The sequence below is a fragment of the Neobacillus sp. CF12 genome, from assembly GCF_030348765.1.
In the GTDB taxonomy this organism is placed as follows: Bacteria; Bacillota; Bacilli; order Bacillales; family Cytobacillaceae; genus Neobacillus.
This window is the reverse complement of the sequence record NZ_JAUCEU010000007.1, coordinates 1,946,985-1,965,831: the sequence shown is the minus strand read 5'-3', so window position 1 is coordinate 1,965,831 and position 18,847 is coordinate 1,946,985. Positions and strand designations below refer to the sequence as shown.

The following is an 18,847-nucleotide window of genomic DNA, read 5'->3' as shown; positions in this document are numbered from 1 at the left end:
ACTCCTGAGACCTTCAAAAAAAACTTCTAATTCATGTTACTCCTATCTTCAAAGTTCTTAACATAGATAAATGGTTGCTCCATATTTCTAAGCTAAAAATGCAGCTTTATTAGGAGGTGATCAACTACTAGAGCACATCTTATATAAAAGGGAAAATAGGGAGGAGAAATGAGTTTGTTTAAATCTATGAAAAAGAAAAATAAAAAGAAAACTTTATCCATTGCAACCAGTATTTTGGTTTTATTTGGAAGTTCTATTCCTACTGCCTTCGCTTCATATAGTCCAGAAATACCGGCTGCCGTTGACCCTGGAACTCCCGTATATAGTGGACTTGGAAATCCAGTTCCTGCTGAACCAGTTGAATATGATCCAGCTAAAAACATGTTAGCGGAAATTTACAAAGCAGATAAAGCGGCCGGTGGAGAATCGTTCTGGATGGATCAGATTTTAGAAAGACCAGGCTCGGCTGGCGGAGTTGATTTGTTTACACGAGGCAGGGCGCTTTACATGTTTACCCACCAGCCAAGAGATCTTGGATTCGGAGGCGGTTATGCCTATCGAGAAATGCCAACTGGAAGCGCTCAAAATATGTATACGATCACATTATCGGACACTTCCTTATCAGAAGTGACGAATGATCGAAAGCAATATCCAAGTCATTGGTCAAGTGTACATCAAGCTGCGGGATTAAGCGTCCTACAGAAAAAATTCATTACTTATAATAATGTTGCTGTGACGATCTTGGAAATTAAAAATACGAGTGATACCAGTATTACGAAAACTCTCAACGTATCTTCCCCGATTGTATCTACCCCTTCAGAGGATGGTAAGGAGTTAACTGGAATTCAAAAAGCTAGATATGATTTAACTACAATGTATCCGCGATTAAGTGGAGAAGGTATGACGGTCGACGGTACAAAATTGACTAAATCCATTACACTTGCAGCAGGGGAGTCAACTACCGTTAAAGTTCAAATGGGAGTAACAACAAAAGAAATACCAGAGTCTACAACGGAATATGAGAGATTTGCAGGTTATGATGCAGACTCGGCCTACAAAATGCAACTTGATGAGTACAATAAATGGTGGTCTGAGAATGTGCCTTATATCGATATCCCTGACGAGAATATTAAAAAGATGTCCTATTACCGAACATTTTTAAACAGGTTTAACTATATTGATGCCGATATACCTGGAAATGATTTTCAATTCCCGGTATCAATTGAAGGTGTACTAGGATACAACAATGCCATTCAATTAACTCAGCCCATGCATATGCAGGATTTAAAATATTTTAGAAATCCAATTTATTCATATGGAAACTGGGTATCATCTGGTGAAAGTTCAAAATATTCAGCATTTCAGGATAACCCAGGAGATCCTGCTCATTGGAATAATACATATGAGCAATGGATAGCGGATGAAGCTTGGGAGACTTATAAAGTTCACGGTGGAGATACAAAGATTCTTAACAACCTTGCTCGATATGCGGAAGGGGATGTTAAGGGTCAATTAGACAAGTATGACACGAATAAAAATCACCTTGTCCAATATGACTGGGGTTCTTTAACTGGTAATGATGCAGACGCTGTTGCATTGAACTGGAAAGACCGCGATCAAGACAGGACAGATCAAAGTGCATTTAACTATTCAGGCGCATTAGCAGCAGCTGAAATCTATCAAAACCTAGGAAATGATGCGAAAGCTCAGGAAATGACAGAGTTAGCAGAAAATATCAAGGAATCAATATTAACTGTATTGTGGGATGATTCCGAAGGTGAAAATGGAAAGGTATTTAAGCAGAAGGATATTCAGTCCGGCGAATTAGTACCTTGGAAGGATCAGCAAAACTTCTCGCCATTCACCCATGAAGTTGTACCTAACACTGATGACTATAAACAAGCGTTACGATTTTATGCGGATAAGGGACAGTTTCCAATCATGCCGTTCTTTACAGCTAACCAGTTTGATAAGAATTTAGCGGAGGAAGCTGGACAAGGCGGGAGTAATAACTTTTCTAATATAAACTCGACACTTCAAGCAAGACTATATGCAACAGCTATTAGGAAATATCCATCGGAGTATATTACGCCAGAAATGTATAAAAAGCTAATAGAATGGCTAACTTGGACTCAGTATGTCGGTGGTGACAATAGATTCCCAGATAACAATGAATTCTGGAATAGCTATAATGAAGAAACAAAAGAGCTTGAATACAGATCATGGATTCATCATAACATTCTTGGCGCGTATAATTTCTCACTAATTGAAGATATCGCAGGAATGCAGCCACGTGCAGATGAAACATTGGAATTGTGGCCGATTGATATGGGATATGAGTACTTTACGGTTAATAACTTAAGGTACCATGACAGCGATTTAACGATTGTTTGGGATAAGCCGGATGGAACAAAGCACTATGGGGAAACACCAGAAGGTTATTCCGTGTACATGGACGGGCAAAGAGTTCTTACGGTAGATGACCTCGTACATTTAACCTATGACTCTAAATCTGGAACAGTAACAATCGAAGACGAAAATAGTGATGCAGATGTAACGTTTAATCAGGCAAAGGGGATGAAGAAAGCTACCGAAGTCACTCTATCAGATAATGCTAGAGCGGTAGATATGTTCCAAAAAGCCGGTGTTGACCTTACGGTTGAAACGGGTGCAGCAGTGAATCTTGCAAAGGGTAAGTCGGCTTCTGCTTCTTATACTTCTGTTGGTTCTAGGCCTGAGGAACTTACCAAGGTGGAAAATGCAGTTGATGGATTTACTGTAAGTGGACTTCCGACAACTCGAGGAAATCATTACGCAGCACCTAATCCAATTTGGGGTACAAAAGACTCTCCGAATAAGCAAGATTGGTTTGAGGTCGATTTTGGTAAACCAACAGTCTTTGATAATGTAAAGTTATACTTCTACAGCGATAAATCTAGAAATAATTACAGAGAACCGCTTCATTATACCATCCAGTATCTAGATGGTTCAGAATGGAAGAGTGTACCTCTTCAGAAGAAGAGCCCAATTCAAGCAAACTTTAATGAAGTGAAGTTTAACACCATTACTGCACAAAAGATGAGAATACTGATGACACCTTATCCTGGATTTGATATGGGTCTTAAGGAAGTCCAAGTATTTGAAACAGGAATTGAGGTTCCAACAGAACCTAATAAGGCACCAAAAGTAGAGATTCTTTTAGATGAAACTTTCAACAAGCCAATGAAGGAACAATTGGTAGCATCAGTATCAGACGATAGTCAACCGCTTGATTTTCCTGAAATAACTTGGAGTAAAAAATCAGGTCCTGGAGTAGTTGTTTTCTCAGAACCAGAGTCTGTTAGCACAGTTGCTAGTTTTACAGAAGAAGGGAAATATGTATTAACATTAACAGCTAATGATGGTGAACTTTCTACATCTGCTGACATTGAAATTAACGTTGAGAAACAGGATGTAAACTTAGCATTAAGTGCAACGCCTTCTACATCTTATGTATCTTCATGGGAGGATCTTAGTGCCATAAAAAATGGTATTGACCCTAGAAATTCACGAGATAAAACAGGTGGGGCATATGGAAACTGGAATAGCCCTTCTAAAACTCAATGGGTTCAGTACACATGGGAAGATCCTGTAGTCATCAATCAGTCAGATGTTTATTGGTGGACGGATAATGGTGGTATTCGTATGCCTGAAGCCTATACGCTACAGTATCTAGACGCTGATGGTACAACTTGGAAAGATGTAGAGAAGATTTCGGGTCTAGTAGTAGAGCCAGATAAGTATAACACTACTACATTTAAACCAATTGAAACGACTGCGTTACGGATGACAATTACTAGAGGGACGCAATGGACGGGTATCTTAGAATGGAAAGTCATTGAGCCGCCAGTTCTAGAAATTAACCCTGACGATGTGAAAGTTCGTGTCCTAACCGGTGAAAGTCCTGAGTTACCAGCAACCGTTCAAAAAGTATTTGATGGTTATACCCAAGATGTAAATGTTACATGGGATTCCATTACCGATGAACAATTACAACAAGGCGATACAGCCATTACTGTCTGGGGAGCACTTGATTCTTCCTATCACATGATTCCGGCAACTGTGTATGTGAGAAGTGAAGAAAATGTAATGATTAATACCATTACCGAGGAAAACATAACAACGGAGATAGGAAAAGCGCCAGTACTACCTTCTGTTGTTGAAGTCCAGTACAATGATGGGTCATGGGATAATATGACTGTTGGGGTAACCTGGGAGACAATAGACGCCAAGCAGTATTCAAAGGCAGGAGAATTTACCGTTTTTGGTACAGTTGAAGGAACAGATAAAAAAGCATCAGCTATTGTTACGGTTGAACCAACAATTGAATATCTTACTAGTTTAAAAGAAAGAGCAAGTGCTATTTCAAATGAGAACCGTATTTATACCGATGTATCCTACCAAGCTTTACAAGATGCACTAAAAGCAGTAGAAGATCTTGGTACCATCGATACGGAAGCGAAACTAAAAACGGCTGTTGAAGTACTACAATCAGCAGTTGATGGCTTAGTCAGTATCCCAATCACCCACACAAATCTAGCAGCATTAACGAAAGAATTTATATCAGAATATGGGGCACCGGGAGCAGATGGTATTATCACTTCTTTAGCGAAAAAGCTAGAGAATAGTAAGAAAGCAAGTGAACGAGGCGATCATGAGGAGGCAAAAGAATTGATAGAGTCCTATATCGATGAAGTATCTTCTCATAGTGGTAATAAAGTAACCCTAGGACATGCGGAAGTTTTGATTTGGTGGGCAAAAAAATTGCTTGCTGAATAAGAAATGAATTCCTACTTCTGAGCAGAAGAAATTCTGCTCGGAAGGTCCTTTTTAAAAAATGGAACACTAGTAAAAAAATTAAAAGGAGGCTAGTTTAATTGAAAAAAACATTAAGAAAACTTTTGGTATTTATTTTAATTATAGGTGTGTTATTTGTAACTGCATGTAGTAGTGGAGAAAAAACCAACAGTGACAACAACAAAGGGGATGCTGGAAACTCAGATGCAGTGACCATTCGCATGGCTGTATTTGAAAATGATCCGAATGGGATGATGGAAAAAGCAAGACAAAAGTTTAATAAGGAACATGACAACATTAAAATTGAATTTACTCAAATGTCCAATGATGCCTCGCAAATGCATGACCAAACAGTAACACAGTTATCTGCAGGATCAGAAAATTTAGATATTGTAAATATGGACGTAGTATGGACAGCAGAATTTGCAGAATCAGGCTGGTTACTCCCTCTTGATGATCGTTTTACTGAAGAACTTCAAGCTAATTATATCGGCCGGCAGGTTGACTCAGTAAAATACGATGATAAAACTTGGGCAGTACCTTGGTTCAATGATTTACACCCATTATGGTATCGTACTGACTTATTAGAAAAATATAATCTAGAAGTGCCTGAAACATATGAAGATGCAGTAAAAGTGGCTCAAAAAATTTCAAAAGAAGAAGGAATCCAAGGATTCACGATGCACTGGGGACGTTCAGAGCAATTAATTGTAAGTTTTACAGAGTTCCTTCATGCTAATGGCGGAGACTTCTTCGATGAAAATGGCAAGGTAATTATAAATAGTCCAGAGGCAGTTGAAGCACTTCAATTTATGGTTGACATGATTGAGAAGTATGAAGTGGTTTCAACATCTGCTATTGGACATTCAACTCCGGAAGATTCAAGAATTCCATTTACCCAAGGGCAGTCATTGTTTAACCCTAACTGGGGCTATGTATATTCAATTAACCAAGCAGATGACTCAGCGGTTAAAGATAAGACATGGGTTGCAAGTAACTTCAAGTTTGAAGGCGGGAAAAAAGCAAACTCAGTTGGCGGTTGGAACTTTGCGATTTCAAGCAGCTCCAAGCATCCGGACGAAGCATGGGAAGTAATAAAATGGTTTACTTCAGCTGAAAATCAAAAGGAAATGCTAGTTGGTGGAGGATATGCTGGAACTCAGTTATCGCTATATGAGGATGCAGAGGTTATTAAAGCAAATCCGTATTTAGAAGAATACACAAAAGCATTTGAAGATGCATCTGTTCGACCAAGTCATCCACAATACTCAAAAATGTCTGATATTGCTCAATCCTACATTCACCAAGCTTTATCTGGAGATTTAAGTCCGAAAGAAGCTTTGGATCAATTAGCGAAAGAACTTGAGGATATCGAATAGCTTAAAAAAGACGGTTGGGAACCCGAGTCCCAACCGTTTCCACTTTATTAACATTTTTATTGTATAGTAGAAAATGAGGACAAACATCAAGGCGTGAATTCCAATGTGAATTCACGCCTTGATGTTAGCTGTCGTTCTTTAAGAATGGCTTTAGTTAGCCATAACCCATCTGCTTATTTTTCAGGAATCCAGACTCTCATTGGACCAGGTTCACGGTTATCCCAAGCATAATAAGGAACAGCAACTAACTCTATCATCTTTTCTTCTGGTGCAGACGATTGATATAAGGTATCTCCCCAGGATTCACTCTCTAAAAGAACTGCTTTACCAGTGATTTTAACAATCCCCCCTAATAACTGTTCATCATACTGAGCATGAAGCACAGTGTTTGATGGGAGGATGATATCATGGAGATTATTTACATTATCAGTACCTTCAATACAATAAACAATTGGCCCGCGTTGAATAGAAACGTGGTTGACATTCTGTCTTACAGCTGGGTGGGAATACATTCTTTCAACAGGCATCGGTAAGTTTAGTGATATCTTATCATGATCGCTCCATTTACGGTCAATCACAACATAGCCTTTTTCGAGTTGAGTTTGGATATTAAAGGGTTCACCATTAATTGATAATTTTGCATCTCTACACCAACCAGGAACACGAAGTTTTAACTTGAACTCCGTTTGCTGATCCAGTTCCACTGTTAGATCAATGTTTTCTTCCCAAGGATAGTTTGATTTTTGATGTAAAATAAGCTTTTGATTGTTATGAAGATTGAAAGTGCCGCTGCCTTCAATATAAAGGTGAACATTAATGGTATTTGAGTCATGTGAGTAGATGTATTCGCCAAGGGAGGAGAGTAATCTTGAAATATTTGGCGGGCAGCATGACACACCAAACCACTCTTTTCGATGTACATCCCCTAAACTAGCTAAGGGATTATGATAGAAATACTTTCTACCATCTAAGGATATTCCGCTTAGTACACCATTATAGAGGGCGCGTTCCATTAAATCTGCATATCTGCCATTACAATCTAATTGCAGCATTCGATGATTCCAAAATACTAATCCGATTGCTGCACACGTTTCAGCATAAGAGGTTTCGTTCGGTAGGTCATAATCAAATGTAAATCCTTCATGTTTTTCTTCTGAGCCAATTCCGCCCGTTATATACATGTTTCTACCATTTAAGTTCTGCCATAACTTTTCACAGGCAGTTTTTAATTGATGATCATCTAATTCCAAGGCTAGATCTGCCATCGCGCTATATAAGTACATTGCCCTTACAGAATGTCCAACTACTTTATCTTGTTCTCTAACAGGTTTATGTGATTGGTTATATTCTTTCAAATTAGAAAATGTTCTAAAAAGGTCATCGAAATAACCTTTAATATGCTTCTGTTCCTCGTCAAAGTAATGTGGTTCTTTTCCTCTTTCATCGATAAAGTATTGACTAAGTTTTAAATATTTTTCATTTTCATTGACACGGTAAAGTTTTATGAGAGCTAATTCAATTTCCTCATGTCCACAATATCCCTTTAATTTACCAGGTTCCGGACCAAAAACCGTATCGATGTAATCCGCGTATTTACAAACGATATCAAGAAGAGATCTTTTCTTAGTTGCATTGAAGTGGGCGACGCCTGCTTCAATTAAATGACCTGCACAGTATAATTCATGGGAATCGCGAAGATCTTTCCACCGTCTTTGGGGACATACAAGTGTAATGTAAGAGTTTAAGTATCCATCTGGCTGCTGGGCAGAACCAAGTAAATCTATAACATCATCAATTAATTGGTCAAGTTTGGAATCATAGTGTTTAGCAAGACTATAACTTCCAGCTTCAATCCATTTCGCAATATCCGAATCCCAAAATGGATGTGGAACAGGTCCATCTTCTTTTAATTTCAAGGCATCTACTCTTCCTGTTTCTAGACACTGTTTATACTGAAAGGGAATAGTATGTTCGCGATTGATGTTAATTTTAGGTTTCCAAAATTGATCACGAATTTCAACCTTCTGAAGTGGCAAGGGTCTATTCTCATTTTTTCCTTTTACGTGCATCCTTTTCATCTCCTATTTTTGGAATGGGTAAAAACAAATAGATTTCTAGATTTTTTCGAGTGAAAATAAGGGAAATGCAACTATTAATTATAGTAGAGAAACGAAGAAAACTTTCTGAGAAGGAGGAGCATTGGTGTAAGATTAATCGTTTAACCAAATGATATCACAAAGAAACTTGACAGTCAATTCTGAAATTTTAAAAAGAATTTCAATTTTCCTTGATTTAATAGGATATTAAAGAGGAATAGGGATCGTTTACCAGGAAAATATACCTGATTAAAACTTATTAATCTTACCAAAGTCTTATATGTCTATTAGTTATAAGAATCTCCAATTCGTTGATTTCAGTACCCAATTTTTTCAGCATAAAGTATCATCCTTTTTTTCTTTTCCGATATTCTGTAGGAGAACAATTGTTAATTTTTTTAAATAGTCGTGAAAAATAATATGGATCATCTATACCCAGTGAACTTGATATTTCCTTTACTGAATTTTCGGTTAGATCGAGTAGTTGTCCTGCACGTTGGATTTTCATCCTTAGAAAATAATCAATCGGTGGAAAGCCTGTTTCCTGTTTAAATAGGTAGGTCAAATGTTGGGTGGATAATCCAGCAACCTTTGCAAGTTCCGCCAGTTTGATGGAAGAAGCTATCTTATCGTTCATAAAATGTATCGCTTTTTCTAAATAAAATTCTTTCCTTTCCTCTTGTCCAGTACGTACACTTGCCAAACCTAGTGAACTAAGTAGATATCTCATTATTTGCGATGTGCTAATATGATGAAGCTGTGAATAGGACTTGTCAGAAAGTGAAACAAAACATTGATCAAATAACTCGATAAATTTTACAAAGCTGCTTAATGGTATTTGTAAAGGACCTTCACTTAACCCAAAGCTATTGATAAAAGTTAGTACCTCTGCACCTTTTAGATGAAACCAATAAATGCTCCATGGATTTTGTTCGTCAGCACCATACCGGTGGGGAGTACCAGCAGGTATCACAATGAACATATGACTTTTTAGTAAAAAGTTCTTATCATGATTTAATTCCACCCAGCCTTCACCATCTGCACAATAAATAAGGATATGAGTATCACAAGCATCTATTCGTTCACGATAATGATATTTTGCACGCGGAAAATAGCCGATATCTGTGACAAAAAAGGGACTGATTAGCGGATGATTACTGATCTCTCTCAATACATACTCCGGAAGCACAAACAGCTTTTCTGACTCAAATCCATCCTGTTTTTGAATCACCTTTTTCCCCTCCCTTTAGTAGTTTAATAAACCCAAGATCTCCATGCCTAATTAAAAGCAGTTTATAAGAAAATGATGTATGAAAATACTTAGTATAGTAGTAGTTATAATGATTATTCTATTAAAGAATCAGAATATAGTCCATTAAAAACAGAATTTCATTTATTGTTTGGTTGCATTGATAACGTTAAAGTATAAAGTATAAATAGCGAAGAAGTGAGGAATAAAATATGGGGAAAAAAGAGCGTTCTGTTCGTATATGGGAAGAAAAGCAGGAAATCCCAACCTATGGTGTGGGAGAGCCGAATAAGAATCCTATGTTCCTTGAAAAGAGGGTTTATCAAGGGAGTTCAGGGAAGGTTTATCCACACCCTGTTATTGATAAAATTTATGATGCTAAGAAACTAAAAACCTATCAATTAGTCATTTTGGAAAATGAATATATTCGCATCGAAGTCATGCCAGAAATCGGTGGGAGAATTTATCGAGCCCTAGATAAAACAAATAACTATGACTTTGTCTACTATAATCGTGTTATCAAGCCTGCGCTTGTTGGATTGGCTGGACCGTGGATCTCGGGGGGAATAGAATTTAATTGGCCACAGCACCATCGCCCAAATACATTTGGACCTGTAGAGTATCGAACGTGTGAAAATGAGGATGGCAGTGCGACAGTCTGGGTGAGTGAAATCGATAGAATGTATGGTACCAAAGTGACTGCAGGATTTACCTTACATCCAGGAAAAGCATATTTGGAAATTTCAGCTCAACTATATAATAGAACCTCAGAACCCCAGACGTTTCTTTGGTGGGCAAATCCAGCAGTTGCGGTTAATGAGCATACACAATCAATCTTTCCACCAGATATTCATGCTGTATTTGATCATGGAAAACGTGATGTTTCCAAATTTCCAATTGCGACAGGGACGTATTATAAAATGGATTATTCTGAAGGAGTAGATATATCAAGGTATAAAAATATCCCTGTTCCAACATCCTATATGGCTTATAAATCTAATTATAATTTTGTTGGTGGATACGATCATGGAGTGAAAGCAGGTTTGTTACATGTTGCTAATCATCATATTTCACCAGGGAAAAAACAATGGACATGGGGGAATGGAGAATTTGGTCAAGCATGGGACCGGAATTTAACCGATGAAGACGGACCTTATATTGAACTAATGACCGGTGTATATACGGATAATCAGCCAGATTTCTCCTGGCTGCAACCATATGAGGAAAAAACATTTAAACAATATTTCATGCCGTACAAAGATATTGGAGTCGTCAAAAATGCTTCCATTGATGCTGCTGTTAATCTAGAGGTTAATGAAACGTTAAAAAGTGCGAAGATATTGGTTTACGCAACGTCTCTTTTTGAAGAAGCGACAATCGAATTAAAGGGTAAAAGAAAAGTATATATTTTTGAAACGACAATGATTTCTCCAACTTGTACATTTCAGAGCGAGGTACAATTAGAACCAGAAGAGCAATCTCAGGATCTACTTATTTCTGTTAAAGACAATAAAGGTCGTCTATTAGTCTCCTTTCAGCCCGAAGAGATAAAGGTTGAAGAAATCCCTGACCCTGCGAAGCCGCTTCCGATTCCAGAGGAGTTAAAAACAACCGAGGAGCTATTCCTTGCTGGACTGCACTTAGAACAGTATCGTCATGCAACATTTGCACCAGATGATTACTACTTAGAAGGATTAAAGAGGGACCAAAAGGATATTCGGATTAATGTAGCATACGGAACACTGCTACTACGTCGAGGATTATTAAAAGAGAGTGAAGGATATTTTCGAAGAGCCATCGAGTCATTGACCTGGCGTAACCCAAATCCTTATGATTCCGAGGCCTATTATCAACTTGGATTAGCACTCAAGTTACAAGGGAAATTAAAGGAATCATATGCTAGCTTTTATAAGTCCGTTTGGTCAGCAGCATGGCAGGATAGTGGTTATTTTTCACTATCACAAATTGCGTGTGAAAACGGAGCATACGGTGAGGCATTAGAGCTTATTGAAAAATCATTAAGTCGCAATACTCGTAATGATAAAGCACGTCACTTGAAAACAGCATTATTACGAAAGAGTCGGCGTTTTCATGAGGCTATTGCTTTTGCAAAAGAAACGATTCTCATTGATATAGCAGATTTTGGTTCTTATAACGAGATTTATTTGGTGTTAAAAGAGCAGGGTGAAACAGTGAAGGCAGCGAAAGTATTAGATGAACTTCAAAAGTTGATGCGAGGCGATGTTCATAACCATTTACATTTAGCAGCAGACTATATTGAAAGTGGACTCTATCAGGAAGCCATAGAAATTCTTCACCGTGTGACAGAGGGGAACAGGTCGTACCCAATAGTCCATTACACGTTAGCTTATTTATATGAAAAACTAAATCTAGTAGATAAGGCTGAGTTTCATAGGAACAATGGAAATGCATCATCTCCTGATTACTGTTTTCCAAACACCTTGTTAGAAATGATTGTCTTAGAACATGTCATCACGATGAATCCGGAGGATGATAAAGCTCATTATTATCTAGGAAACTTATTATATGATAAAAAGCGGCCTCTAGATGCCATTAAGCATTGGGAAGCAGCTAGGTCAGTGAATGCAAATTTTGCAACTGTCCATCGAAATTTAGGTTTGGCTTATTTTAACGTTCTCGGGGATGCAGAAAAATCCCTAGCATCTCTTGAAAATGCATTTACTTGTAATCAATTTGATTCCCGTGTGTTATTTGAATTGGATCAACTTTACAAAAAGCTTGGTTACACACCTGAAAAACGTCTGAAAAATCTTCAATCATATCTAGAATTGGTAGATCAGCGGGATGATTTATTTATAGAATACATTACCCTTTTAAATATAGTAGGACACTATGATATCTCAATTGATTTATTGTCTAATCGTATTTTTCACCCATGGGAAGGTGGAGAAGGAAAAGTAACGGGTCAATATGTATTGGCACATGTTGAACTTGGTAAAAGATATTTAGTAAAAGAAGATTATCAGCAAGCCATTCAATTATTTGAAAAAGCGCTTACTTATCCACACAATCTAGGAGAAGGTAAATTAGCAGGGGCACAAGAAAATAATATCTATTACTATCTTGGGATTGCTTACGAAGGCCTCAATCAAATACATCAAGCGATGGAATGCTTTACGATTGCATCAAAGGGATTAGAAGAACCTACAAGTGCGATGTACTACAATGATCAGCCTCCTGAAATGATTTACTACCAAGGATTAGCTTGGCTTAAATTGAAGAATGAGAAAGAAGCAAAACGGAGATTTAACAAGCTTGTTGATTATGCAGAAAAGCACATATTTGATGATGTGATCATTGATTATTTTGCGGTATCACTACCAGATTTTCTTGTCTTTGAGGATAACTTAAATAAAAGAAATCAAATTCATTGTCATTTTATGAGAGCGCTTGGATTAATGGGGTTAAATCAATTCAACCTTGCTCTAGAACAATTTATTCAAGCGTTACAACTTGATCCAAATCACCAAGGATCAATCATTCATAAATCACCAATGAAGGAGGAAATCCCTCATGAGAGCATATAGTATTGACGTCAAAAATACGCAAAAAGAGATATACCCACTTGAAACAAAACTTGGTGGATCAAATATAGACGGAGAAAGTTATAGTTTTACAAACTATTATATGGAAAAAAATAGCAAGCCGTTTTTCGGTATAAGCGGTGAGTTCCATTTCAGTAGATATAACTGTAACAAATGGGAAGATGAAATCATCAAAATGAAAATGGGAGGGATAAATATTATCCCAACCTATATTTTTTGGAATCATCATGAAGAGGAGCAAGGAATATTTGATTGGGAAGCGAATAAAAACCTCAGAGAATTTGTTGGCCTTTGCGGAAAGCATGGAATGAGCGTCATTTTAAGAATTGGTCCATTTGCCCATGGTGAGGCAAGAAATGGCGGAATTCCTGAGTGGCTATTCGGAAGACCCTTTGATCTTCGTTCAAACGATAAAGAATATTTGACCTATGTGCAAAGTTTTTATCAAGAAATTGGGAAGCAAGTTCAAGGCTTACTCTTTAAAGATGGTGGCCCTATCATCGGAACACAGATTGAGAATGAGTATGAACACGCAGGTGCACCGTGGGAAATTACCAATGGAACAGGTAATGAATGGTTACCTGCAGGCAGGGATGGCGATTCACATATTAGGAAACTAAAGGAGTTAGCCATCCAAGCTGGGATCGAAACACCAATCTATACGAGTACTGGCTGGGGAGGAGCATCAGCACCTTTTGATGAGGTACTTCCATTATGGGGAGGCTACGCGTTTTGGCCATGGATTTTCTATGGTGACGTGAAGGAGCACCCGGCTACACCCGAATTTATTTTTAGAGACTATCATAACGACGAACAGAAAAACTATGGATTTGATCCTGCATATAATCCTGAGAGTCTACCATTTGCTTGTTGTGAAATGGGTGGAGGGATGACTGTATTCTATAAATATAGATTCAAGTTACCATATGAAAGTGTTGACGCAATGGCTGAAATGAAGGTAGCTGGCGGATGTAACTTTGTTGGCTACTATGTTTTCCATGGCGGTTCAAATCCGAAGGGGAAAAAGACACCATTCTTGAATGAAAATGCTACACCGAAAATTTCCTACGATTATCAAGCTCCAATTGGGGAGTTTGGACAAATAAGAGAGTCATATAAAAGACTAAAGCGTCAACACTACTTTTATGAAACAGTGGAGGAAGGCTTTTGCAAAACCAAAACTGTCCTTCCATTTGATACGAAGGATATAGACCCATATGATATTGAAACATTACGGTATGCTGTACGTGCACATCGAGATTCTGGATTTGTTTTCATTAATAATTATCAGGATCATGTAGAAACAAAGGACCAAAACGACTTTTCAATCACTGTTAACCTTGAGAATGAAGAGATACGTTTCCCACAATCCGGAAGCATATCATTAGCGAAGGATGAGTGCTGTATCCTTCCATTTAACTTGGATCTGCAAGGACTAAATCTTAAATATGCAACCACACAATTATTAACAAGCATAGAGCATGAGGATGAAACCTACTTTTTCTTTTTTACTCCAAAAGGAATGAATGGTGAGTATTATTTTGAGGGTGATGCAATCCAAGAGGTAAGGGTTGATAATGGGAACATCATTTCAAATGAAAATACGGTAGTACACGTTAGTAATCAGGAAAGTAGTCTAGTTGATATAACATTGAAATCAGGTAAGAGGCTTCATATTTGTACGTTGACCCATGAACAAAGTTTAAACTTTTGGAAGTTTACTTATAGAGGGAAAGAACAGGTTTTTATTACGAATGCAACCTTACTTGTAGACGAAGAAAAGATAAGACTGGAATGCGAAAGTTTTAAGAATGTTGAAATAAAATCTTTCCCAGGCTATGATATGACGATTAAAATTGCAGGAGAGGATGTTTCTAGTCATACCCATGGCGTATTTAAGGAATATAAGAAAACCTTTAGTGAAAGTCGTACAGACATAGAGGTTAGAATGGTCAATAACAATAAGGCTGTGATTCATTTTCAGCCCGAGGCATTTGACGATGTAAAAGAACTTTTACTGCAAACTGAATATGTCGGCGATATTGGTTATGCATTTATTGATGGAGAATTAATTCATGATAATTTTTGTAATAATGATACATGGGAAATCGGACTGCAACAGCACAAACAAGAACTGATAGAAAAAGGGATGTATATTTATATCTCCCCACTAAAAGAGGGCAGCTTTGTCAAAAGTGATTCACCAATGGCAGCAAGGGCAGAGGTGATAAATAAACAAATTGCTGAAATCAAATCCATCAAGGCTACAGCTATTAAGGAATTTGAGATAGAGATGTAATGGTTTAAATATAAGGAGGTAACAGCTTGATTAATACATTAAAAGTAGATACAAGAAAAAAGCTTTCTTTGAATGGTGAATGGTACTTTACATTAGATCCTGAAGGAATATTTCTTGAAAAGGATATCGGGAGTGCCCCCGCTAAATCAACGATAAATGTGCCTGGCTCATGGGAGGAGCAAGGCTTTGGAGAGCCATCTAAGCACAATCCGATTGGGACGTGGAAGAAACTGCATGAATACGTGGGAACGGCATGGTATTCAAGGGAAGTTTTTATCTCTGAGGATTTGAAACATCAATTCATGAAATTAGTACTATCCGGGGTTCGCTGGATGACGAAATTATGGGTCAATGATCGTTATGTTGGGGAAGGAGAAAGTCTTGTAAGTGATCATGTTTTTGATGTAACCGACTTCATAAAAATAGGCGAGACAAATAAAGTCGTCATTTATGTTAACAATGAAATGAAATACCCTCTTCATGACAGTCATATCCATTCCTACCATACCGCTACGAATTGGGGCGGAATTACTGGCGGCATTTATTTGGAGGCACTCCCAAAGACAAATATTCAGGATGTAAGGGTGTATCCAAGGCTGGAGAAAAACTACATCGACGTAGAGGTTGGTCTTAAAAATAGTCATTTACTAAGCTCAGACAGTTATCTTTCCATTCAAATTGTTAAACAAGATGGGGGAGTAGTTCGTGATATTCAAACTCCTATCAATTCTATAGATGACAAGCTAAACCTTACGATTGACTTTTGGGAGAATGTTATTTATTGGGATGATCGAAATCCTTACTTTTATCATATAAATCTCTCAATCATCCAGTCAAAAAGTAAGATTGACCAGCAAATACGCACCCTGGGAATTCGATCGATAAAGGTAGAAGGCAAAAAAATTCTATTAAATGGTCTCCCTGCATTTCTAAGAGGCTATGTAGATTGCTGTATATTCCCGCAAACAGGGTATCCAAGCTGGAACAAGGAAGATTATATCAAGCAATTTAAAACCGTGAAGCAATACGGTTTTAATCATGTGAGATTACATGGATGGACCCCGCCAAAGCCGTTTTGGGAAGCAGCGGATGAGGAAGGGATGTTAGTGCAAACGGAGCTTCCACATTGGTCAGCTTTATACATGATCAGAGAAAAAGACCCAAATCAGGATATCCATGATTTCTTAACCAGAGAGTTATACCGTGTAGTCGAATCATTAAATGAGCATCCTTCATTTGTATTACTCTCACCAGGGAATGAACTAATCAGTCCACAAGGGCATGAAAAATTGAATGAAGTGGTGAAGCTATGCAGGGCACTTGATTCAACAAGATTATATACAGATAATACAGGCTTTGGCCGTCTTCCTGCGCATGATCGTGAAGGTGACTTTTATATTCCTTCATTAAATGCCCATCCGCCGTTGAATAATAATTTCGCAGGAACACCTAATACCTTTGAGGATTACAATGTCGTCACCATGCAGGAGGCAAAACCTATACTTGCTCATGAGCATGGTCAGTTCACGATGTATGTTAGACCACAGGAGGCCCAAAAGTATAAAGGTGTTTTACGTCCACACTGGCTAGAAACAACAATGGCAACATTGGAAAAGAAAGGGCAACTTGAGCGGATTGATGAATTTATTGAAGCATCTGGAACGCTGCAAGCAAGAGCTTATAAGGAAAATATTGAAAGAGCTAGAAGAACATCTGGGCTATCGGGAATTCAACTTTTAGACATACGCGATTTTCCTGGTCAAGGTCATGCAACAACAGGGGTTTTAGATGTGTTCTGGGATAATAAAGGGACTATTTCACCTGAGAAATTTCGCTCCTTTAATGATGAGGTTGTCATTCTAATGCGTTCCTTGAACCGTACACACTATGCAGGTGAAAAGCTTCGAGTGACTATCGATGTTTCAAATTTCAGTACAGATTCATTCCAGCAAAGTGAGCTAACTTGGGAGTTATCAGCAAATCAGAAGACTCTACAATCTGGAGCGATACCAGTTACGGAAATCATTCCTGGAAATGTAACATCCCTTGGTGTGATTGAAGTCGAGACACCTGCAAATCAAAGTCAGTCCCTCAGTTTAACTGTTAAACTTGCAGGTGCTGATAGAATCATCGAAAATGAATGGGAGTTTTGGACATATTCGAGACCAACACTCCATAAGGATGCAAGCAGGATTTGGACGGATGTTTCTAAGTTAGGAAATTCACTTTATGGAGCAAAATTTACCGGTAAAATAGGTTTTGATGGCTTTAGCTACAAAGAGGAAAAGGATATAGATCTTGCGATATCAGATCACCTGTCAACAGAGCTTTTGCAATTTCTTCTTGATGGTGGTAAGGCCTGGATTATGGCCGAGGAAGGAAATCAATTTGACGAAGTGATCACTAGATTTCTGCCAATCTTTTGGAACTATATTTGGTTTCCAGCACAAATTGGCACAACGATGGGAATGATCATCCATGACCATCCATCACTCGAACATTTCCCTCATGATGGACGATCCAATTGGAATTGGTTCCATTTGGTTGATAGAGCTATAGCTATTAATTTAGAAACAGTACCACAGGTTAAACCGATTGTGGAAGTAATCGATAACCACAACCGTGGAAAACACTTAGCCTACTCATTTGAAACAAAAGTAGGCGAAGGTAAGCTGTACGTATCAACATTCAATATTTTAAAGAACTTGAAGCGTCCTGAAGTAGAGTCTCTCCTCCATAAGAATATCCATTATCTTATGAGTGATCAGTTTAACCCAACCGCAAACCTTACCGTTGGTGAACTGCTTGGCTTATTTAAACTAAAAGGAAACTGGTAACTATATTGTTGGAACAATGGTATAAAGCCTTAATCTATGGAGTAGAGGATTTCGTATTAAGGTGCTTTTCTTAAAACACCTGCCGACATGACAGTCTAAATACATCGTTATTTGTATATAAAAAAGTAAAACTCGCCAATGTGGCGAGTTTTTTTATTAGGAATACAAAAAACCTAAAAACTTCACCGTAATGCATCATAATGAAGTTTTCTTGAGTAAAACTCACTCGCTTTTAAATAAAATTGTCTTTGTCCTTAATCTAGTAACCAGGGAAGGTTAAAATAAGCGGAGATATTCCGGTTAGATGCAGGATGAAGTTCGTTTTGGGGGAAATAAGCGGAGATATTCCGGTTATGCTAAGCAAATTCCTCCTATTATCATGTTTTTTGAGTCAATAGGCGGAATCTCTCCGTCTATTTAGCATTTTTTTATCTAATAATTATAAATAAGCGGAATTTTTCCGTCTATTTATCAGCCTGGGTGCTTACCTGACCACTCAACAGAAAAGATTCATACGTTAATTCTTGCAACTTTTATTAAGAAGCCAGTATAAACGGAAGCCTT

The 18,847-nt window shown here is 37.9% G+C and carries 7 protein-coding genes; 5 read left to right on the top strand and 2 right to left on the bottom strand.

Annotated features, from left to right (window positions below):
- Positions 1–174: 174 nt before the first annotated feature.
- Together QUG14_RS09210 and QUG14_RS09205 are read left to right on the top strand one after the other, a co-directional pair.
- Complete coding sequence (locus tag QUG14_RS09210; RefSeq protein WP_289340218.1) at positions 175–4,818, top strand: Ig-like domain-containing protein; 4,644 nt, start codon at positions 175–177, stop codon at positions 4,816–4,818.
- 98 nt (positions 4,819–4,916) lie between these two features.
- On the top strand, positions 4,917–6,215 hold the full coding sequence (locus QUG14_RS09205) for an ABC transporter substrate-binding protein (protein WP_289340217.1): 1,299 nt from the start codon (positions 4,917–4,919) through the stop codon (positions 6,213–6,215).
- 173 nt (positions 6,216–6,388) lie between these two features.
- Here QUG14_RS09205 and QUG14_RS09200 read toward each other — a convergent pair whose 3' ends face one another.
- Positions 6,389–8,284: a glycoside hydrolase family 127 protein gene (locus tag QUG14_RS09200; protein ID WP_289340216.1), complete on the bottom strand. Its 1,896-nt coding sequence runs from the start codon at positions 8,282–8,284 to the stop codon at positions 6,389–6,391.
- A 373-nt stretch (positions 8,285–8,657) separates the two neighbouring features.
- A complete protein-coding gene (locus tag QUG14_RS09195; protein WP_289340215.1) occupies positions 8,658–9,542 on the bottom strand; it encodes an AraC family transcriptional regulator in 885 nt (294 codons plus the stop codon).
- Positions 9,543–9,772: 230 nt separating this feature from the next.
- Here QUG14_RS09195 and QUG14_RS09190 point away from each other — a divergent pair, with 230 nt between their 5' ends.
- From QUG14_RS09190 to QUG14_RS09180, 3 genes are read left to right on the top strand one after another with little or no spacing between them, the layout of a single operon-like run.
- Positions 9,773–13,129 carry a DUF5107 domain-containing protein gene (locus tag QUG14_RS09190; protein WP_289340214.1) on the top strand — a complete coding sequence of 1,119 codons (3,357 nt, stop codon included), beginning with the start codon at positions 9,773–9,775 and terminating at the stop codon, positions 13,127–13,129.
- Positions 13,116–15,446 (top strand): beta-galactosidase, encoded by a 2,331-nt coding sequence (locus tag QUG14_RS09185; protein WP_289340213.1) that lies wholly within the window; start codon positions 13,116–13,118, stop codon positions 15,444–15,446. Before QUG14_RS09190 ends, QUG14_RS09185 begins: the two co-directional genes overlap by 14 nt.
- A gap of 26 nt (positions 15,447–15,472) precedes the next feature.
- On the top strand, positions 15,473–18,283 hold the full coding sequence (locus QUG14_RS09180; protein WP_289340212.1) for a glycoside hydrolase family 2 protein: 2,811 nt from the start codon (positions 15,473–15,475) through the stop codon (positions 18,281–18,283).
- The last annotated feature ends 564 nt before the right edge of the window (positions 18,284–18,847 follow it).